Source organism: Moraxella nasovis (genome assembly GCF_022701215.1).
Classification (GTDB): Bacteria; Pseudomonadota; Gammaproteobacteria; order Pseudomonadales; family Moraxellaceae; genus Moraxella; species Moraxella nasovis.
In genome coordinates this window covers 1,933,810-1,955,304 of the sequence record NZ_CP089976.1, presented here as the reverse complement: position 1 = coordinate 1,955,304, position 21,495 = coordinate 1,933,810, and the positions used below count along the sequence as shown (strand labels likewise).

The window sequence follows — 21,495 nt, the reverse complement described above, 5'->3', positions numbered from 1 at the left end:
TAAAGTCGGCTATTTTAAGCATCCATCTTATCTTGGTTTTATACCAATTAAGGCGTGATTTCAAACACTTGGCGTAAATATGCCAAATACGTTTCATCTTGAATCATGGTCTTGCCAATGCTGTCAGACAGTTTAGCGACAGGCTGACCGTTACATTGTACAAGTTTTAAAACGATGTTTAACTGAGTTACACCCATGTCGTTTGTTAAATTTGTGCCAATGCCAAATGCCGTTTTTATTCTTTGCTTAAAATATTGATGTAAATCCCACGCCTTTTCAATCGTCAAACCATCACTAAAAGTTAGGCTTTTGGTTTTTGGGTCTATTTTTAGTTTATTATAATGATGAATCGCCTTATCACCCCACTCATACGGGTTGCCACTGTCATGACGCAGCCCATCAAAGAGCTTGGCAAAATATAAGTCAAAATCACGCAAAAACGCATCCATCCCAACAACATCTGTCAGTGCAATACCTAGGTCGCCACGATATTCACGCACCCAGCATTCTAGTGCTGCCTTTTGGCTGTCTCTTAGGCGAACGTCTAATGCTTGAAATGCCTGCATAAATTCATGTGCCATCGTACCAATCGGCGTAATATCCAGCTGTTTTGCTAAATATACATTAGAAGTGCCACGAAAAACAGATGGGCATGACTTAGCCAAAGTCTCAACCACATGATAATGCCACGCCTTACTAAAGCGTCTGCGTGTCCCAAAATCAGCAATAACAAATGGCGGATTTTGAGTATCTTGGGTTTGTAATTTGGCATATTCTTGAAGTAACGCCACTTTATCATCAAGCCGCTTTTGACCTATCGTTAGTGCCTTTTTATCATCTAATCTGCGATAGTATAGTTCACTGACAATACACAAAACAAATATCTCAAAGAACATCGCTTGAATCATCGGTCCTTCAATGTCTATGCACAATCGCCCTTCTTCATCTACCGTTACCTTAATAAAACGGCGTTTTAGTTGAAATAACTCCAAATAATCAACAAAATCAGACTTGATAAATCTTAATCCACGCAAATAAGTCAGCTCATCTTGGGTGAATTTTAGCTCACATAGTAAATCTAACTGTGCTTCTAGCTCTGCCTTAATATCTGCTAATGGATAGGCGGCTGCATCATTATTACGACAGCGGAACCGATATACACTATGGGTTTGGGGGAAGTGGTGGAGCATGGCTTGTAACATGGTAAATTTGTACAAGTCATTATCAAGAAGGCTTGTGATGATAGGTGCCTGCTGATTCATTATTAATTCCATGACAAATAAAACCTATCATACCAAAAATCACGCCTTTAAGGTGAAAAAAGGTGAAAATTTATCAACTAATTATAATTGGTCCTAGGTAGCTTGTTCTACATTCTTAGTTTGGCGTTTTTGCTTGCGTCTGTTCTTAAAAAACTGGCTTAATCTCTGTCCGCATTCATAGGCAAGCAAGCCACCTTGTATATCAATCAAATGGTTATAAAACGGCATGGTGTGTAAGGATAGTTGGCTTTTTGCTACGCCTGCTTTTGGTTCTGTTGCTCCAAACACCACTCTGCTAATGCGTGCATGAACCATCATGCCAAGGCACATCGTGCATGGCTCAAGCGTGATATATAACGTTGCACCCATCGGTAAGCGATAATTATTCAGATGATGGCAAGCCTTACGAACAGCGACTATCTCTGCGTGGGCAGTAGGGTCTGCATCTATGATAGGACGGTTATAACCCTCACCGATAATCTCACCCTTATACACGACCACCGCACCTACTGGCACCTCTCCAAGGCTTGCTCCGATATCAGCAAGATATAAGGCTTTGTTCATCATCATAACATCTTGCACGCTCCAAAACTGCAATGCCTGCAAATCGGTGACTTTTGGGGTACTAGCCAAAATAAACGGTGTCATCGCTTAAGCCTAAAGTCGCACTTATGTCTGTGGCAATGCCCAGTCAATCGGTGCTTTGCCATGACGTATCAGATAATCATTGGTGCGTGAAAAGGGACTTGTACCAAAAAAGCCGCCACGATTTGCCGATAGTGGCGATGGGTGGTTTGCAGTTAAGATAAGATGGCGATTTGGATCGATAAACCGTCCTTTTTTCTTAGCATAACTACCCCACAAAATAAATACTGTGTTGGTAGTCTGAGTATTAATGACGTCAATCACCGCATCAGTAAATAACTCCCAGCCTTTGCCTGCATGGCTACCCGCCCGCCCCGCTTCTACAGTTAGCACCGCATTCAATAATAGCACGCCTTGACTTGCCCAATACGTCAAATCGCCATGATTGCTGATTGGAATATGCAAGTCATTAGACAGCTCTTTTAGGATATTTTGTAGTGATGGTGGCTTTGGGACGACTTTTGGAACGCTAAATGATAAGCCCATCGCTTGCCCTGCCCCATGATAAGGATCTTGACCCAAAATCACCACTTTCACCTGTGATAAAGGCGTGGTATTTAGTGCATTAAAAATTTGTGACTTTGGTGGGTAAATCGTCTTATTCTGGGCGTATTCGGCTTGCAAAAACGCACGCAAGCTTGCCATACTGTCGCTTGTAAGCACATCTGCCAGTGCAAATTTAAAGTCATCAGGTAGCTGTACTCGTGCTAATATGGCCGCTTTATCCATGATTACTTATCTTTTTGTAGTTGTGCGGGGTGGGCTTTGACCACCACTGTCTTGGCAAGACGATCATGCCAGCCTTGTTTTTTGGGGTGTTTACTTGCCATAAAGTAGTTTATGGCAAGTAAGATGATATTTAGCTGAAATGGAATGGCAGACGCAATCCAGTAGATGATAAATAATAACACGCCACGCACACCAACAATCTTAGCAATACCAGCACGCTGATGCGTATTCATATCCACGATACGAATGCCAAGTGCAAGCTTACCAATGGACTGTCCTCGCATAATCAGCATAATCAGCTGTACTACCAACAAGCCAATTAGCATCATCAGCGTCATATTCGCCCCTGTTGGATCGATGGTCTGGGTCAGCTCTTGGGCATAAGCTAAGCGTGCTTCAAAATCACCTTGGGTTAGCTTATCTGCATTAGGATTTAGTGCCATAAATGACTGCACAAATGGCATGAATGCCACTATAAATAGTAGCATATTTACGCACGTCGCCAAAAACCGCTTTAATACTGACGCATACACTACCGCCTGTGCTGCCACCTGTGTCTGCATTCTATGACGACCTTGCCAAATTTCTGGCTCTTTAGTAGGTTCGGTAGGTTTGAATGTGTGGTTTTGCTGTGTTTGATGAGTGGTCTGCTCAGGTTTTTTGCCATATAATTCTGCCACGCTAATACGTCTTTTGGCGTCACGCATTTCAACATTATCACCAAAAGCACCTGCTTGTGGTTCAGGCTGTGCTGTACCTAAATCAAGGTTTGGCTGATATGTTAAAGCCCCTTTGGTGACTTCTCCCACTGCTTGCCATGTCGTCATGCCCTTATGCCACATCAAATCCGTCAACAAAACTTCATTGCTTGCTAACATGTGGTTTATTTCATCTAACCCATAAGGACCTGCTTGGATATTATTGCGTGCTAAATAGATTTTCATGATAAAATAGGGTTAAAATTTGGGCTATTGTAACCAAAAATGGGGGTTGATACAAGTAAATTTATTTAGTGATATAGTTGCAATTATTTTTGACTTTATCAAAAATAAGCGTATGCAAGGTTTATATGGTGGTTAAAGACGCTAAGGCACATACAGCGGTATTAACAAGAAAAACGTTTACCTTTTTATGATAGACAAAAGTTTAAGAGTTAACTAGGCTTGCCTGCAACCAGCCTAAAATAGTAAGAAAATGGTGGCAATGTAAGGCTAATCTAGCACAGCTCCTTTATATTTTTTTATATTTTTTTAAAATAAATAATATTATCATATGAAATAACACCAATATAGAACAATATGAACAAATTTTAGCATAATCATGAATATTTTTTGGATCAATCCACAGACTTGTAACTAATGAACCAAGAGCATCTCCTGCCAAAAAAGAAGTTTGTGTAAGCCCCAAAGCCATTGCTAAAGTTGCTTTATTAAATAGCTCATATTCCAAAACCTGTTCAAAAGAGCTAGATAGGCTCAAAAATACACTACGACTAAGAACTAAAAAAAACAAAAACCAAATGCCCAAATTATATCTTAGACCAACAAACATGGCAAAAAAAACGAAAGCAAGAGAAATCATCGCTATAAAAAATCCCGAGAAAGGTACATTTTTCATGAAATGATGATATTTTAATAAATAAAATCCTGATAATATGGATACCAAAGTAGTTAAAAGATAAATAAATATTGATTTATGTTCCGACACGCCATAATCCACAAACATTAAAATCAGATAAGGTTTAAATAGTCCTGTATAAACCCCTGAAAGCATATTAGCAAACATAAATAAAATGATTGTAAAGTTTATTTTTTCACTTTTAAAAATATTTTCTCGCTGCAAGCTACTCTTATTTGTCTTCTCCAATTTAATTATTTTATAGTTTTGAAAAGCAAAATAATTTGAACCAAAAACCAATAATCCCGCTAATATTAACAAATAAAAATAAATAGATTCAAACAAATATGCCGCTAGAGAAACAAGAGCTGTGCCAAGCAATATACTAATATTACCAAGCATTGATCGCATTGCGGTCAGTTGAGTGGTATTAGCATTACTTGTTTGTGAGATTTGCAACACCCAAGAGCGATTAGCAAGGATAGCAACAGAAGCACCCAACCCTGCCATAATTGCCGTTATTACCGCAATGATTGGATTGGTAAATACTCTCATACATAAAGCAACACCGTATAACATCACTCCAAACAACAATGCTTTAGAAAAACCAATTCTATCTACAAACAAACCATAAACAAAAGAAAATGCTCCCGTAATCGCCATGACTGAATACGCCACACCATAAGCAGAAACAGCATTTTCATTTTTAAAATAAATAGGCATAGCTGCCAAAGAAATCGCCATACCCATTTGAAACAATAATGTAAATAATGTGTAACGACTAATATTTGGGCTACCAAAAAAGTTATCTTTAATCATAAAAACTCTTAACTTTTTAAAAAAATACCATAGACTTTAATTATCAGAACAAACCTGACAATTCACAAACTTAATTCACCTTAACTTTAAAACAAAATTGCTGTGCAACTAACAATTTAAGCTTCGAAACTACAAAAAATTGATCACAAGCTACCTTATCACATGAGTTAATGGTGGTTTTTTAAAGCAACAAAAATGCAACTAGATTTTAGCTGTATTTTTGTTGTTTTGTAGAAGATTTATCAATCAATCATCGTTTTATTTTAAGCTCTTATTATCAACAAAACTTATCTAATGTTAATGATAAATACATAAAATATTGGCTGTTGTTGGACTGACGCTATTTTTTAGGTTTCGTTAATTGGCAGGATTTACCCAATTTTGATGGCTAGAGTTAAAAAATCTTAAAACTAGGCACTATTTGCCTAATCTTTAGCAAATAGTGCCATCACGTTAATACCATAGGTCTTAATCTATCGGTTTTAACACAAATAAAGCCAATAGACAAATATTAACTTAGGATTAAATCACTTATCGGCAAGGAACAGCCAAGTATCTAGCACCGTATCAGGGTTTAGTGATACTGAGCTAATCCCTTGCTCCATCAGCCACTTGGCAAGGTCTGGGTGGTCAGACGGACCTTGACCGCAAATGCCGACATATTTGCCCTGCTTACGGCAAGCTTCTATCGCCATGCCTAAGAGTTTTTTGACCGCAGGGTCTCGCTCATCAAATAAGTGCGACACGATACCGCTATCACGGTCAAGCCCAAGCGTTAATTGGGTCAAATCATTTGAGCCGATAGAAAATCCATCAAAATACTCTAAGAACTCATCAGCCAAGAGTGCGTTCGTTGGCAACTCGCACATCATGATGATTTCTAAGCCATTATCGCCACGTTTTAAGCCGTTTTTATCAAGTAATTCAATGACTTGGCGAGCTTCGTCTGTGGTACGCACAAAAGGAATCATGATTTTGACGTTGGTTAGCCCCATGTCATCACGCACATATTTTAATGCACGACATTCTAATTCAAAGCAATCACAAAAATTATCCGACACATAACGGCTCGCCCCACGAAAGCCTAGCATGGGGTTTTCTTCGTGTGGCTCATAAAGCTTACCGCCTAATAGGTTGGCGTATTCGTTGGATTTAAAGTCGCTCATACGCACGATGACAGGCTTATCACGGAACGCCACGGCAAGCGTTGAGATGCCTTCAATGAGTTTGTTGATATAAAACTCCACAGGTGAATTATAACCTGCGATACGCTCAAAGACTTGGGTCTGGGTCTCTTGGGGTAAGCTGTCTATGTTCAAAAGTGCCTTGGGGTGTACGCCAATCATGCGGTTGATGATGAACTCCAAGCGAGCCAAGCCCACGCCTTGGTTGGGAATTTGGGCAAAATCAAAGGCACGGTCTGGGTTGCCCACATTCATCATCACTTTAAAATCAAGCGATGGCATATTTGAAATGGAATTTTTTTGGATTTCAAAATCAAGCACGCCATCATAAATAAAGCCAGTATCACCCTCGGCACATGAGACAGTTACCGCTTGTCCATCGTTAAGTAGCTCGGTGGCATTGCCACAGCCTACGATGGCAGGCACGCCAAGCTCACGAGCGATGATGGCAGCATGGCAGGTACGTCCGCCACGGTTGGTGATGATGGCAGACGCACGCTTCATCACAGGCTCCCAATCAGGGTCTGTCATGTCTGAGACGAGTACATCACCATCTTGGACTTTGCTCATCTGGGCAAGGCTAGTAACAATACGCACCTTGCCTGCACCGATACGCTGACCGATAGAACGCCCTTCGCACAACACTTTCGCCCCTTTTGACTGGATAACATAACGCTCCATACTAGATTTGTCTTGGCGAGATTTGACGGTCTCTGGACGAGCTTGGACGATGAATAATTCGCCTGTGTCGCCATCTTTTGCCCATTCAATATCCATCGGACAGCCATAGTGCTTTTCAATGATGATGGCTTGATGGGCAAGGCGTGTCAGCTCATCTGTGGTCAAAGCAAACGCTTGACGCTCCGCTTTATCCACATCAACAATCTTGGTGGAGCGTTTGGTCGTGCCTTCATCGCCATAGACCATCTTGATTTGCTTAGAGCCAAGATTACGGCGAACCACGGCTGGGCGGTTTTGGGCAAGCAGGGCTTTTGATAAATAAAACTCATCAGGATTGACCGCCCCTTGCACCACCATCTCACCCAAACCATAGCTTGCGGTGATAAATACCACTTCATCAAAACCGCTTTCAGTATCAATACTAAACATCACCCCAGACGTGCCTGTCTCTGAGCGTACCATACGCTGAATGCCTGCTGACAATGCCACGCCAGCGTGTTCAAAGCCTTTATGCACACGATAAGCGATGGCACGGTCGTTGTATAAACTGGCAAATACTTCTTTAATGGCAATCAGCACATTATCAATGCCACGAATATTCAAAAAGGTCTCTTGCTGACCTGCAAAGGACGCATCAGGCAAATCTTCGGCAGTCGCACTTGAACGCACCGCCACCGCCACATCTTGCCCACCTGTCAGCTCATCGTAGGCTTGGCGGATTTCACGTTCTAAGTCGGCAGGTAGCTCTTGGGCGATGACCCAACCACGCACCTTAGCACCCACTTGTGCCAACTGCTCAACATCATCAACATCTAGACTTTTAAGCTCGGCATTGATTTTATCAAGCAAGCCTGTTTCATTCAAAAATCGGTTAAAAGCGTCAGCGGTGGTCGCAAAGCCATTGGGTACACTTACACCCACATTGGCAAGGTTACTAATCATCTCACCCAATGATGCGTTCTTGCCACCGACAATCTCCACATCATCTTTACCCAGTTGATTAAAAGCAATGACTTGTGCCATAGTACGATACCTTTTATTTTATTAAGAATTTATCAAGAAGTCGTAAAACTACTTAACGTTTACGAAATTATAACGAGAAATAACATAATACTCAATGATATTTCTTATAAAAATGATACTATTTTTCTAGTAAATGCGTATAGTGCCTGCCTAATGACTGCATTTAAGAGCGTTCTTTGGGCTTGAAAATTGCGTTAATCAATAACTTAAGCACTACCGCCATTATCCACCATTTATATGGCAAAAAATATGGCTATCTTTTGGGTTCTGCCAGCATCAATAAATCTTTTGCCAATTGATGACCAATTTGTGTATAACCTGTCGCCAAAAAATGCACACCGTCTTTACTGGCACGTCCGCTATTTACCCAAGATTTCATCGTACACACGCCACCCATATAGCCTTGCCAATCCCAATATAATGTGCGTTCGTGCTGGGCGACACGTCTTTGTGCTGATTGTACATCGTCAAGCGTGCTAGGACGTACGCCACAGCGACCAGATAAGGATTTTAAAGATTCTGGTGCTGAGATGATTAAAACGACCGCATTAGGCACAGCTTTGCGAATTTGGCGAATGCGAGTCGTTAGTTCATGGCTCATCTGTTCGCCTGTGATGGCGTTATAACCTTCATTCGTGCCATACGCCAAAGCAACCACAGTGGGCGAAATCACCCCAAGCTCACGTTGCCATGCTTGTGTGTTCCAGCGGTTAAATTGCGACAACTGAGCCCCATTGATGCCCAAAGCAGACACCACCGCCCCACGCCCATTAGGATTAAATGCCCACCACCCACCGATTGCTAAATTGCTTGCATTGGCATTGGTTAGGGTGATAGGAAGCTGTACTTGCCCTAAGGATACCGTCTGCCAAGTGCCGTCTTTGGTCGGACTTTCTATCTCAAATGTCCGCCCTGCCATATCGGTTGCATGAAATACGCCATCGCCAGCGTCTTGGCGTAGCGTCATCATCAGCTGTTGGGGGGATTCGGTGTGTTTTGGTTTAAGTGTCAATGTCGCACCAACTGTGTTAGGCTTGGCAATCATACCCCCTAATGTGTAATTTTCGTGAGTATTAGTGCGACTATACACATACGAAAAAGCATTATTATCATAGCCAAAGCGAGCCATGCGTTGCCCTTTAATATACATTGGCATCGCCCAGCCCATACCACCATCACCAAGCTCATCTTGTAGATAGCGACGCAAAGCATCAGTCATCGTATCGCCTGCGGTATGACTGTCGCCTAACACAACAATATGCACACTATGCTGATTAAGACCATTGATAAGCTGATTGGTGTTTGGGTCGCCAAAGTTGGTCAAATAATTAGCATTTGCCCAAGTCGCAAGTCCTGCCAATAAGAACAAAGACGACTTAACCAAAGTGGTAAGTGGGTTATATTTATTAGTAAAATTACAATTTTTCATAAAAGATACTCATAATTATTGTGATGATACGACCAAAATAGTATGGCGTGATTGCAAGATTTAGGGTTGATTGTTAATGATAAGATACGATTGTACCTGATTTGCTAGAATTTTTTGTCCTGCCACAGAAAAATGAATGCCATCGCCTGTTCTCATCTTAATCTGTTTGCCATCTTTGCTAAGATACTCATGATACACCCCATCAACCCCACCCATAATAGGACGTGAGTCAATGACTTTTACCAAATGGCGATCAAGCTCTTTTGCCATCACGTCATTTAGGATCATCATCTGCTGATTGAGTTTGGCTTTTTTCATATTTGGTGGCGTAATCCAAATAACACCCACGCCACGCTCTGTGGCAAAATTGATGATGTCTGCCATGCGAGATTGATATTCAGTATGCCACTCGGCAGTGTCAAACTTCAGATAACGCCCATCAGACGCTGGCATATCCCAAGGGTCATTTGGACCTAGCATGACCATTAACACCTTGATACTACTGTCTTTGGTGAGTGCTTCTTTGATGGTCTTTGACCAGTCAAATAATTTTGGGTAGGCAAGTCCTGTGCTTTGTTTGCTTAGGTTCACTGAATCAATCCCCAAAGATTGCAGATGTTTTTGAATGTGTGGGGCAATCCCTTGCATCATTGAATCGCCTGCAAAGAGTACTTTTTGGGATGAATTGATGGTCAATGAGTGGGCAATCTTAGCTTGTCTGTCATCAAGTGCGTCTTGTTGTGTATCTGCCGACATAGGCTCTGTGATGATTGGATTATCCGCTGTTTGCTGTATCTGTTTGGCAGTTGGCGTGGGGATAAAATTTGCATTAAAATTTGCCACCTGCAACTCATTAAACTTAGCAATATGACCAGTCATCACCCCATAGCGAGCATACAGCTCATTACCAATCTTACCGCCCAATCGCCACGCAGGATTATCTATGCTTGCCATGGGGCTTGGTGTGTGGTAAGTCTGTATATAATAAGCATTGATGGAATTTTGCATAAGCCAAATACCGCCTGCCGCCGAAACCATCAAAAACACCAACGCCCCTAATACCGAACCTTTTGGCATGATATGCCCTGTGGTAGCACGGTGCTTGGTTAGCTGAACGTGAGCGACTTTATGGTTATTCGCTTTGTCACAAGCTTGGTTATTGGTGTTTGTCATGATGTATTTTACCTTAACTCATCAAAAAACTGTCATTAAAGACTTGTGGTCATAAAAAAAGATATTGTACCTGATTGCGTCAAAAACTTAACTCATCAAAAAACTGTCATCAAAAATTGGCATAAATAAAACCCGGTATGCCAGAAGGTGCAAAAATCACCACCATCATAAAGCCAACAAATAATAGCGGATAAATTAGCACACTCGGTATTTTGGCAATCATTGGGGCAGTTTTGATTGCCAGCGTGCGTGCCATAGGATAGCACAGCCAAGCTGCCGCCAAAATAAAGAGCAGATACATGGGGTTATTTGTCCAAGTAATATGATGATTACCAAACAACGCCCCAAAAATCATCAACGCTTCATCAAAGGTGGTTGCTCGAAAAAACACAAAAGCAAATACCACAAAATGCACCGTAACCACCACGCCGACCACCTGACCAAAAATGCCAGTACTCGTTAAAAAATTACGTCCTTTTGGGTTGCCAGTTATCTTTTGTCCAAGCAAATCCCCTACATTTAGCAAAATAATAGCGATGGCGTGTAGTAGCCCCCAAAACAAAAAATTCAAGGTTGAGCCATGCCAAATCCCAGATAATACCATCGCAATCATCAAATTTAGCTGTGTCCGCACAAAACCATGATGACTACCACCTAACGGAATATAAATATAATCACGAATCCAAGTAGATAGGCTGATGTGCCATCTGTCCCAAAACTCACGAATGTTGTGAGCCAGTAGCGGTGCGTTAAAATTCATCGGCAAGCGAAATCCTAAAAGTAGCCCAAATGCCACCATCATTTCACTATATCCAGAAAAATCTAAAAATAACTGCAAGGTATAACCATAAATCGCCGCCAACACTTCAAGACTATGAAAGCCAGTCGGATTGGCAAATACAGGATTGACCCACTGATCCGCCAAGTATCCTGCCAACCACCATTTTTTGGCAAGGGCAAGCAGTATCAATGCAAATGCCAAAGTCGGCATGATGATGTGGCGTGGTCTGCTCGTCTGCCATTGGGCGTGCATACCACACGGATTGCCTGTGATGTCGTTTAAGCCTTTGGTATCAGTTAGGCGTGTGATTGGACCTGCTGAAATGGTCGCAAAAAAAGAAAAATGCGTCAAAGTCTGCCAAAGGGTGAGTTTTGGCAATACAAGTTTGCCTTGATAAATCGTTACCAAATAACTGATTGCTTGGAATGAATAATAAGAAATCCCTAACGGAAAAATGATGTTAGCTACCAAATGAGTAGAATCTAGCCCCTGCATTTGCATAACTTGACTGATGTGTTCACGAAAAAATTCATAATACTTAAAAAATGCTAAATTTGCCAACGTAAATAACACACCAACCACAAGCCACAGTTTTTTATGTTTGGCATTTGGGGCAGATAACACCTGTCCGATAGCACCTATAAGCACACTAAACACAAGCAGTACCAAGACTGCTAGCACCCCTGCCATCAAATAAATCAGCACATAGCTTATGCCAAGCAGTAGCATATTTTGCCAAGCAGGCTTTGAGCGGCACGCCCAATAAATTGCAAAAAAGGCGATGAATAATAACGCAAATTCTACGGATAAAAACGAAAACATACAAATCCTTGAAAGCTATTTTTGACTAATTTGATGGCCATGCCTGCCTATCTAAAAAGTAGCCTATTTTAACAAAAAAAATAGCAAAAATATTTTTTTAAATACTACTTAACTTAATTTTAATCAAACTTAGTTAACTTAGTTAATAAACTTACCAAAAACTTACCAAAACCACCAACACAAGCACCAAAATAAACCCACTCCCAATAAAGCTCTTAATCAAAATCAAATTTTATGCTATACTCAAAAGCAAACCCCAAAGCAAAAAAGACTTAGCTATGTACGTTCACACTCCAAGTCATGACACCAAGACTAATACCACCAATGACACCAAACCTATGCGTAGTGCGTTTTTTATTTCTGATGGCACGGCAATTACCGCAGAGACGCTGGGCCGCTCATTATTAAGTCAATTTGGCAATGTCAAATTTGACATCAAAATCATTCCTTATGTGGATACCCCAGAGCTTGCCAAAGAAGCTGTCAAACGTATCAATGAAGCCCACCAGTTTTCAAAATTAAAACCCCTAGTATTTGATACCATCGTCAGCGATGAGATTCGCACCATCATCAACAGTGCAGATGCCACCAATTTAGACATCTATGAAGGACTCATCAGTCGTATCGCAGGCGAAATCGGTGAAACCCCTGACCCACACTCAGGCATGGCTCATGGCGATGTTGATTCTGATGATTATAAGGCACGCATTGATGCGGTGCATTTTGCCCTAGATAATGACGATGGGGCGAGAACCACGCATTATGATGGGGCTGACATCATTCTTGTGGGGTTATCTCGCTCTGGTAAAACCCCCACATCGCTGTATCTTGCCTTACAATTTGGCATTCGTGCGGCAAACTACCCACTAACTGAAGAAGATTTAGACACAAGCAATCTACCAAAATCGCTACAACCTTATCGCCATAAGCTGTTTGGTCTGACCATTGACACCGAACGCCTAGTACGCATTCGCCAAGAGCGAAAAGCAGGCAGTCGCTATGCGTCACTTGCCCAATGCCAAGAAGAACAGCGTGCAATCCAAGCCATCTACACCGCCCAAAAAATCCCCAATCTTAATGTTTCAGAGATGAGCGTTGAAGAGATTGCCACTCGCATATTACAGATGACAGGTTTGGCACGGCGGATTGGCTAAACAAATTCACATTAAATCAACACACAGGAAACTTTAGTATGTCAAAAGACAAGGTTCAAAAACCTGCTACCGACACAGCGGACGATAAACCAGATATTAAGGCTAAGCAAGCAGAAATTATCACCCCCAAAACTGCTTATGAAGAGCATGATAATAGCCATCTACTCATCAGTCCGCTAGATGGTCAGCGTGTCGCTATCACCACAAAAAGAACCAGTAAACACAACTATGAATACGATGCCATCGTACTGGGTGCAGGTCCTGCTGGTGAAGCTGCTGCCATGAAGCTTGCCAAGTCTGGGTTAAAAGTGGCAGTCATCGACCCACGTGATCAAGTGGGTGGTAACTGTGCCCATGTCGGAACAATCCCAAGTAAAGCCCTGCGTCAGTCGGTCTTTAACATCATCAGTATGAGACGTGATCCGATTTTTAGTTCATTTAGCGATAACTTCCAAGTACCGCTAAATAAAGTACTTAGTAAGGCTCGCCGTGTCATCGCAAACCAAGTCAGCACACATAAGCTGTTTTATGAGCGTAACCGTGTAGAAGTCATCCAAGGCTGGGGCAGATTCATCGGCGAACACACCCTAGAGATCGATCAAGGACATGATGAAGGTAATAAAATCATCACCTTTGAGAAGGCGGTCATCGCTGTCGGCTCACGCCCCTATCGCCCTGACCTGCTAGATTTTGATCACCCACGCGTGTTTGACTCAGATAAAATCTTACAGATGGATTATGTCGTCCGCAAGATTATCATCTATGGTGCTGGCGTGATCGGCTGTGAATATGCATCTATCTTTACAGGTCTAGGCTATGTCGTTGATTTGATTAATAATAAAGATCAGCTACTAAGCTATCTGGATAATGAGATCTCTGACGCACTTAGCCATGACTTTCGTCAATTTGGGGTACGCATTCGTAATAATGAAGAGATTGACCACCTAGAGACCTTTGATGACTGTGTCGTACTTCATCTTAAAAGCGGTAAAAAAATCAAATCCGATGCTATCCTTTGGTGTAATGGTCGCTCAGGTAACACCGACAGCCTAAACCTAGAAGCAGTCGGCTTGACAGCGAATAACCGTGGTCAGCTTGAAGTGGATAAGACCTATCGCACAAACGTCCCCCACATCTATGCGGTCGGTGATGTCATCGGCTGGCCGTCACTGGCATCTGCTGCCTACGACCAAGGACGTAATGCAGCAGGCTTTATGGTGGGTGATGAGAACGCAGAGTTCATCAGTAGTGTGCCGACAGGTATCTACACCATTCCTGAGATCTCAAGTATCGGTGCTACCGAAGAAGATTTAACTCGTGACCAAGTCCCTTATGAAGTCGGTCAGGCTTTCTTTAAGCATCTAGCTCGCTCTCAGATCATCGGCGAACGCTCTGGCGTCCTAAAAATCCTATTCCACCGTGAAACTCTAGAGATACTAGGTATCCACTGCTATGGCAACCATTCATCAGAGATTATCCATATCGGTCAGGCAGTGATGAAGTGCGGTCACACCCTAGAATACTTCATCAATACCACCTTTAACTATCCAACTATGGCAGAAGCTTATCGAGTGGCGGCACTAAATGGCATAAATCGTATATTTTAACCATAAAACCGCACAAAAAACAGCCACTTATGATAGATAAGTGGCTGTTTTATTGGCTAATGATTGGTTTATCTTTGGCTTAGGTGCTATTAGGCTAAATACCATAAAAAACTTATCTGATAACACTAAAAAACGCCCCGAACTTCGGAGCGTTTTTTTTGTTCAATCAGTGTAAAAAACAAAGCATGTTAGATCACAGCGATACCATGCTGAATATAAACTAAGGTATGCAAATCATTGCCATCCCAATAAGCGTCATAGCCTGATTTTTCTGCAATATGTTTACCGTTGTTATGGTAGCTAAGCACTTTTTGGAAACCACCAAAATTTGGTTTGCCTACAGCACCACCATTAGCGCCCAAATCCACGACAGACTTGCCAATCTTGCCATCAATGGTGAGATAATGAAGATTAATATCTTGGTTATTATTGATGACATCTTTAAGGGTTAAGTCCAGTTGCTGTTTATTATTTAAGCCTTCTAGAACAATTTTTTCAAATCCTGAAACTCTTTCATTAAAGCCTGAAGATAATAAATGCAACTCATCATAACCAGCACCACCTTTAATAGCTACAGGTTTGTGTATATGTCCTCCAACATACATATAATCATTACCTGCACCTAAATCAATGACGCTATTTGGTTTATTAGATGGAATAGAAAAGTCGTTGATATCACGATCTACTTTTACATAATCATTACCTGCACCCATATTGATATTAATATGACTACCTGCCGTTTGATTGTTAATGTAAGCTAATAAGTGCAATGAGTCATCGCCAGCATCAAAGTTTAATGTCGTATCCCTGCCAAATGATGCCATCACAGTGGTTGCAACCAGAGCATCGTTGCCTGATCCAAATGAAAGATTAATATCACCCAACGGATTACCCCCCACATCGCCATAGCCTTTGATCTCACCATTGGTAGCTTTTTTACCAACTAAGACTATATCATGTGGAGAGCCTTGATTAATAATTTCTTTAACTCTCTCCTCGCTATCTTGAGGTGAAACACGACCGCCATAAATATTTGGCATAATCAAAACTTCAACTCCAGGATTTTCAATCGTTTTAACATTACCCGCTTTATCAGTAACAGAAACATTATAAGGATGATTTTCTTGTACGTCAGAGATAGTCGCTACACCTTTACTATCAACGGTAATATTGCGTTTATTAACCAAAACAGTAGAATTTGGTTCAGCCAGCACTTTTAATACTGCTTTGCTATTTTCAATCTCAGGTATCACGCGCACCTGGGTGCGATCATCGTAGATTGCTTCTAATGCATTGCTTTGGGTGGTATCATCCCCCTTAACACGTGCAATTACATTATTTGGCTGACCTGTCAAACGACCCTCAGGATTGGTCATATTCAAGCTACTACCAGTACCAGCTTTCCAAGTTCTACCGCCATCTAGGCTGTATTCCCACGCCGCACCCTGTGGAATGTTGGCAACATTAACCGTAGGATTATTGGTGATATTGTCAGAATCGCTAGAGCCTGTGTCTTGTGCTAGGGATAGGGTTAGTTTGACAGGTGGTGCAGCGATAGTCGCTGTATCCTCACCTATTGACGATGTGTTGCCTTGACCGTCTGTAACTTTGGCAGTCACTACGTTTTCTTCACCTTTGGCTTTTGGTACGAAGGTTGTGGTGTAGCCGTTCGTTAGGTCTGCGGTGGTAAGTCTGTATTCTGGCAAGTCTGAACCATTTACATTAATTACCAGTTTATCACCTGCTGAGTAGCCTGCGTCTTTTGGTAGCGTAACCTTAACTTCTAGGTCTGTATTTGTACCTAGCTCAGTTGGGGTGATGTTACCATCATCGTCTGCATCTGTGGTGATAGCAACCACAGGCTTACCTGCGTCATCAGCTGTGCCATCACCATTGATATCACCTGGGATGATAAGATCAGTGATGGCTGAAGTTTTGGCGATAATAGACGGATTGCCTGCTTTATCGGTAACTTTAGCAGTGACTTCGTTCGGCTCACCTTCTTTATTTGGTGTAAAGGTGGTAGTGAAGCCGTCTGTTTTATCTTTAGCAGTCACCGTGTGAGTGATTGGCTTGTCTGCATTTGGCACAGTGATGGTCAGCGTATCGCCTACTTCCACGTCATTTGGTAGGGTGACCTTGATGGTGGCTTTGTTGTCTGTTAGATCAGTTTTGTTGATCTTACCATCATTATCCTTGCCGTTAGCTTGGTCAGTCGCACCGATGATAGCCACGGTTGGTTTGGCAGGTTTTTCACTATCAATAGTGATATCAAGCGCAGGACTAGGCTCACTGATATTACCAGCAGGATCTTTGATTGCTGAAGTAATGGTGTGCGAACCTTGTGGCAATGGTGCATCTGGTGTTAGCGTTGTTGTACCATCATCGTTTTTAACCGCTGTTGCAGGTACTTCATTACCATCAACCAATAACACAGGTTTGTCATCTGCATTTACTGGCGTTGGCACAGTAAATGATGGCGTGGTGTCGTTGGTGATGTTATCTGTGTTGCTTGTGCCTGTGTCTGTGTCAGCCGTCATGTCTGGGGCTGTTTCAGGTTTGGCAGGTTTTTCACTATCAATAGTGATATCAAGCGCAGGACTAGGCTCACTGATATTACCAGCAGGATCTTTGATTGCTGAAGTAATGGTGTGCGAACCTTGTGGCAATGGTGCATCTGGTGTTAGCGTTGTTGTACCATCATCGTTTTTAACCGCTGTTGCAGGTACTTCATTACCATCAACCAATAACACAGGTTTGTCATCTGCATTTACTGGCGTTGGCACAGTAAATGATGGCGTGGTGTCGTTGGTGATGTTATCTGTGTTGCTTGTGCCTGTGTCTGTGTCAGCCGTCATGTCTGGGGCTGTTTCAGGTTTGGCAGGTTTTTCACTATCAATAGTGATATCAAGCGCAGGACTAGGCTCACTGATATTACCAGCAGGATCTTTGATTGCTGAAGTAATGGTGTGCGAACCTTGTGGCAATGGTGCATCTGGTGTTAGCGTTGTTGTACCATCATCGTTTTTAACCGCTGTTGCAGGTACTTCATTACCATCAACCAATAACACAGGTTTGTCATCTGCATTTACTGGCGTTGGCACAGTAAATGATGGCGTGGTGTCGTTGGTGATGTTATCTGTGTTGCTTGTGCCTGTGTCTGTGTCAGCCGTCATGTCTGGGGCTGTTTCAGGTTTGGCAGGTTTTTCACTATCAATAGTGATATCAAGCGCAGGACTAGGCTCACTGATATTACCAGCAGGATCTTTGATTGCTGAAGTAATGGTGTGCGAACCTTGTGGCAATGGTGCATCTGGTGTTAGCGTTGTTGTACCATCATCGTTTTTAACCGCTGTTGCAGGTACTTCATTACCATCAACCAATAACACAGGTTTGTCATCTGCATTTACTGGCGTTGGCACAGTAAATGATGGCGTGGTGTCGTTGGTGATGTTATCTGTGTTGCTTGTGCCTGTGTCTGTGTCAGCCGTCATGTCTGGGGCTGTTTCAGGTTTGGCAGGTTTTTCACTATCAATAGTGATATCAAGCGCAGGACTAGGCTCACTGATATTACCAGCAGGATCTTTGATTGCTGAAGTAATGGTGTGCGAACCTTGTGGCAATGGTGCATCTGGTGTTAGCGTTGTTGTACCATCATCGTTTTTAACCGCTGTTGCAGGTACTTCATTACCATCAACCAATAACACAGGTTTGTCATCTGCATTTACTGGCGTTGGCACAGTAAATGATGGCGTGGTGTCGTTGGTGATGTTATCTGTGTTGCTTGTGCCTGTGTCTGTGTCAGCCGTCATGTCTGGGGCTGTTTCAGGTTTGGCAGGTGGCGTAGTATCTTTCTTTGGCTCTTGTATCTGTGACTTGGGCTCTTGTGGCGTCTTAGAAGTATCGTTAATGGTTACTTCATTACCTTTGCCATCAACAACCACTTTGGCAGTTTCATCGCCTTCTGTGGTGTTGTCATTTTTGATTGGCGTGGTTACTTCAATCGTTTGAACACCTGGTTTGATGGTTAGTTGATCGCCATTTTTGGTTACGCCATCTGGTACTTCTTGACCATCTTTGTTCTTACCAACAAATGTTTGACCAGGTAAATCAAAGTCATCAGCAGTTGCTGGCTTGTCTCCTGTGCCACCTTCAATGGTCGGTGCAGGGATAGAGCCACCATGGTCGTTGGTAAGTTTGATGGTAGTAGTCAGATCACTCCCTTCGTCTTGAGCGTTTGGTGATGTTTTGACTGCGTCATCACCATCAGCAACTTGGGTGTCTTGTGGCGTCTTAGCGGTTGCTGTTGAGGCATTGCTTTCGTTACCAACTGGGTCTTTGGCTTTGGCTGTAACAGTCTCACCATCTTTTACTTTATCAGCTGGGATGGTTGATTTGTTTTGACCTGCGTCAATGCTTGGTACGACATCAGGGTTATTTGATTCCCAAGAGCCATCAGGCTGTTTAGTTAAGACAACTGTGGTGGTTGAACCATCATCTTGTGGTACTTTCACTTCTACTGTGTCACCGGCATTCGCGTCAGTTGGTACTTCAACATCAACCGTACCATCATCTTTGGCTGTTAATACAGGTGCTGATGGTGCTGTGGTGTCAGGCGTCTTAGCGGTTGCTGTTGAGGCATTGCTTTCGTTACCAACTGGGTCTTTGGCTTTGGCTGTAACAGTCTCACCATCTTTTACTTTATCAGCTGGGATGGTTGATTTGTTTTGACCTGCGTCAATGCTTGGTACGACATCAGGGTTATTTGATTCCCAAGAGCCATCAGGCTGTTTAGTTAAGACAACTGTGGTGGTTGAACCATCATCTTGTGGTACTTTCACTTCTACTGTGTCACCGGCATTCGCGTCAGTTGGTACTTCAACATCAACCGTACCATCATCTTTGGCTGTTAATACAGGTGCTGATGGTGCTGTGGTGTCAGGCGTCTTAGCGGTTGCTGTTGAGGCATTGCTTTCGTTACCAACTGGGTCTTTGGCTTTGGCTGTAACAGTCTCACCATCTTTTACTTTATCAGCTGGGATGGTTGATTTGTTTTGACCTGCGTCAATGCTTGGTACGACATCAGGGTTATTTGATTCCCAAGAGCCATCAGGCTGTTTAGTTAAGACAACTGTGGTGGTTGAACCATCATCTTGTGGTACTTTCACTTCTACTGTGTCACCGGCATTCGCGTCAGTTGGTACTTCAACATCAACCGTACCATCATCTTTGGCTGTTAATACAGGTGCTGATGGTGCTGTGGTGTCAGGCGTCTTAGAAGTATCGTTAATGGTTACTTCATTACCTTTGCCATCAACCACCACTTTGGCAGTTTCGTTGCCTTCTGTGGTGTTGTCATTTTTGATTGGCGTGGTTACTTCAATCGTTTGAACACCTGGTTTGATGGTTAATTGATCGCCATTTTTGGTTACGCCATTTTCTACTGGTTGACCATCTTTGTCTTTACCTACATAAGTTGGTGTACCAAAGTCATCATTATTGGCTTTACCAGGTGTATTACCATTACCATTTTCAATGGTTGGAACAGGGATAGAGCCACCATGGTCGTTGGTAAGTTTGATGGTAGTCACTAAGTTTCCACCTTCGTCTTGAGCGTCTGGCAATGTTTTGACTGCATCATTACCATCAGCAACTTGGGTGTCGCCTATATCATTACCTGCTGGTACATCGGTGGCATTGGCAGTATTGCCTTTATCATCAGTACTAGTGGCTTTACCAGGGCTGCCATCTTTGATAGCGTCTTGTGGGATAGTAATCACACCAGTGTTAGGATTGATGGTTGCACCAGTGTCTCCTCCTTGGGTGATTTTCCAAGTGTCAGGCGTGTTTGGATTATTGTCATGGTCGCCTTTTTCAGCCACGACTTGTTTTGGCTTATCGTCTTCACCAGTAAAGCTGATGTCAACTTTTTTATTGTCGCTACCTGGTTTGACAGTTACAGAACCGTCAGTAGTGCTTGCTGTGATGACAGGAGCGTCTGCGGTGGTGTCTGTTGGGGTGGCTGTAGCATCTTTGCTACCCCCAGCAGCAGCTGCGATACCGCCTAATGCTGCCAGACCCAGTAGCCATGGCCAGATGGCAGCTTTGGTCTCAACCACACCTGCCCACCATGGAGCAGTAAGAGAGCTACCGCCTAGGGCTTGACCTTCGATATCGCCTAAGGCCAGATTTGTAACATAGTCAGCGACTTCACCAGTATCTGGGATATAATAGTAGTATTCGCCATTTTCAGCTTGACCGATTAGGGCGATATTTTCTGAGTCATAGAAATCTTCTAAGATTAGATCTGTTGCACCATCATCATCTAAAGCGATGTGTAAATCGTTACCTACACGCTTAGTAACGATGTGGTCAGGTGCTACGCCTGTTTTTTCATCGATGAACTCATAGTTGGCATTGTGCTGTGTTTTTACACTGGTAGGCTTGCCATCTTTAGTGACGACTTTAATCTGCCCAAGGGTTTGATTAGTTCCTTGTACCTTAACGATAATATTTTTCATGTAAATAGCCTTAATTGTAAATCATCTTATGATGTAGATTTGATAAAT

At 42.5% G+C, this 21,495-nt stretch carries 12 protein-coding genes; 2 read left to right on the top strand and 10 right to left on the bottom strand.

Annotated features, from left to right (window positions below):
- Positions 1-47: 47 nt before the first annotated feature.
- The 9 genes from pncB to LU293_RS09355 form a co-directional block, all read right to left on the bottom strand.
- Positions 48-1,262 carry a nicotinate phosphoribosyltransferase gene (gene pncB, locus LU293_RS09395; RefSeq protein ID WP_375540338.1) on the bottom strand — a complete coding sequence of 405 codons (1,215 nt, stop codon included), beginning with the start codon at positions 1,260-1,262 and terminating at the stop codon, positions 48-50.
- A gap of 93 nt (positions 1,263-1,355) precedes the next feature.
- Positions 1,356-1,910, bottom strand: a complete 555-nt coding sequence (tadA, locus tag LU293_RS09390; RefSeq protein ID WP_242747575.1) for a tRNA adenosine(34) deaminase TadA — start codon at positions 1,908-1,910, stop codon at positions 1,356-1,358.
- A gap of 21 nt (positions 1,911-1,931) precedes the next feature.
- The gene (gene ung / locus LU293_RS09385; protein ID WP_242747573.1) at positions 1,932-2,636 is read right to left on the bottom strand and encodes a uracil-DNA glycosylase; all 705 of its coding nucleotides are present in this window, start codon (positions 2,634-2,636) and stop codon (positions 1,932-1,934) included.
- Between the two features lie 2 nt (positions 2,637-2,638).
- Complete coding sequence (locus tag LU293_RS09380; protein WP_242747571.1) at positions 2,639-3,580, bottom strand: RDD family protein; 942 nt, start codon at positions 3,578-3,580, stop codon at positions 2,639-2,641.
- Between the two features lie 286 nt (positions 3,581-3,866).
- Entirely contained in the window at positions 3,867-5,072 is a 1,206-nt protein-coding gene (locus tag LU293_RS09375) for an MFS transporter (protein ID WP_242747569.1), read from the bottom strand.
- 527 nt (positions 5,073-5,599) lie between these two features.
- Positions 5,600-7,960: a phosphoenolpyruvate synthase gene (gene ppsA / locus LU293_RS09370; RefSeq protein WP_242747567.1), complete on the bottom strand. Its 2,361-nt coding sequence runs from the start codon at positions 7,958-7,960 to the stop codon at positions 5,600-5,602.
- A 253-nt stretch (positions 7,961-8,213) separates the two neighbouring features.
- On the bottom strand, positions 8,214-9,389 hold the full coding sequence (locus LU293_RS09365; protein WP_242747565.1) for a GDSL-type esterase/lipase family protein: 1,176 nt from the start codon (positions 9,387-9,389) through the stop codon (positions 8,214-8,216).
- A 60-nt stretch (positions 9,390-9,449) separates the two neighbouring features.
- On the bottom strand, positions 9,450-10,562 hold the full coding sequence (locus LU293_RS09360) for an SGNH/GDSL hydrolase family protein (protein ID WP_242747563.1): 1,113 nt from the start codon (positions 10,560-10,562) through the stop codon (positions 9,450-9,452).
- Positions 10,563-10,671: 109 nt separating this feature from the next.
- On the bottom strand, positions 10,672-12,165 hold the full coding sequence (locus LU293_RS09355) for an MBOAT family O-acyltransferase (protein WP_242747561.1): 1,494 nt from the start codon (positions 12,163-12,165) through the stop codon (positions 10,672-10,674).
- A gap of 338 nt (positions 12,166-12,503) precedes the next feature.
- On the opposite strand from LU293_RS09355, the gene ppsR reads away from it, so the two are divergent.
- Together ppsR and sthA are read left to right on the top strand one after the other, a co-directional pair.
- A complete protein-coding gene (ppsR, locus tag LU293_RS09350) occupies positions 12,504-13,319 on the top strand; it encodes a posphoenolpyruvate synthetase regulatory kinase/phosphorylase PpsR (protein ID WP_242749779.1) in 816 nt (271 codons plus the stop codon).
- A gap of 38 nt (positions 13,320-13,357) precedes the next feature.
- Positions 13,358-14,926, top strand: coding sequence for a Si-specific NAD(P)(+) transhydrogenase (gene sthA, locus LU293_RS09345; RefSeq protein WP_242747559.1), 1,569 nt, complete (start codon positions 13,358-13,360; stop codon positions 14,924-14,926).
- A 188-nt stretch (positions 14,927-15,114) separates the two neighbouring features.
- Here the strand turns inward: sthA and LU293_RS09340 are convergent, their stop codons facing one another.
- Positions 15,115-21,447, bottom strand: coding sequence for an Ig-like domain-containing protein (locus tag LU293_RS09340; protein ID WP_242747557.1), 6,333 nt, complete (start codon positions 21,445-21,447; stop codon positions 15,115-15,117).
- Positions 21,448-21,495 lie beyond the last annotated feature (48 nt).

Excerpts from the sequence above, each read along its gene's own strand:
- pncB (WP_375540338.1), bottom strand. The coding sequence starts at position 1,262 with ATGAATCAGCAGGCACCTATCATCACAAGCCTTCTTGATAATGACTTG.
- tadA (WP_242747575.1), bottom strand. The coding sequence starts at position 1,910 with ATGACACCGTTTATTTTGGCTAGTACCCCAAAAGTCACCGATTTGCAG.
- ung (WP_242747573.1), bottom strand. The coding sequence starts at position 2,636 with ATGGATAAAGCGGCCATATTAGCACGAGTACAGCTACCTGATGACTTT.
- LU293_RS09380 (WP_242747571.1), bottom strand. The coding sequence starts at position 3,580 with ATGAAAATCTATTTAGCACGCAATAATATCCAAGCAGGTCCTTATGGG.
- LU293_RS09375 (WP_242747569.1), bottom strand. The coding sequence starts at position 5,072 with ATGATTAAAGATAACTTTTTTGGTAGCCCAAATATTAGTCGTTACACA.
- ppsA (WP_242747567.1), bottom strand. The coding sequence starts at position 7,960 with ATGGCACAAGTCATTGCTTTTAATCAACTGGGTAAAGATGATGTGGAG.
- LU293_RS09365 (WP_242747565.1), bottom strand. The coding sequence starts at position 9,389 with ATGAAAAATTGTAATTTTACTAATAAATATAACCCACTTACCACTTTG.
- LU293_RS09360 (WP_242747563.1), bottom strand. The coding sequence starts at position 10,562 with ATGACAAACACCAATAACCAAGCTTGTGACAAAGCGAATAACCATAAA.
- LU293_RS09355 (WP_242747561.1), bottom strand. The coding sequence starts at position 12,165 with ATGTTTTCGTTTTTATCCGTAGAATTTGCGTTATTATTCATCGCCTTT.
- ppsR (WP_242749779.1), top strand. The coding sequence starts at position 12,504 with ATGCGTAGTGCGTTTTTTATTTCTGATGGCACGGCAATTACCGCAGAG.
- sthA (WP_242747559.1), top strand. The coding sequence starts at position 13,358 with ATGTCAAAAGACAAGGTTCAAAAACCTGCTACCGACACAGCGGACGAT.
- LU293_RS09340 (WP_242747557.1), bottom strand. The coding sequence starts at position 21,447 with ATGAAAAATATTATCGTTAAGGTACAAGGAACTAATCAAACCCTTGGG.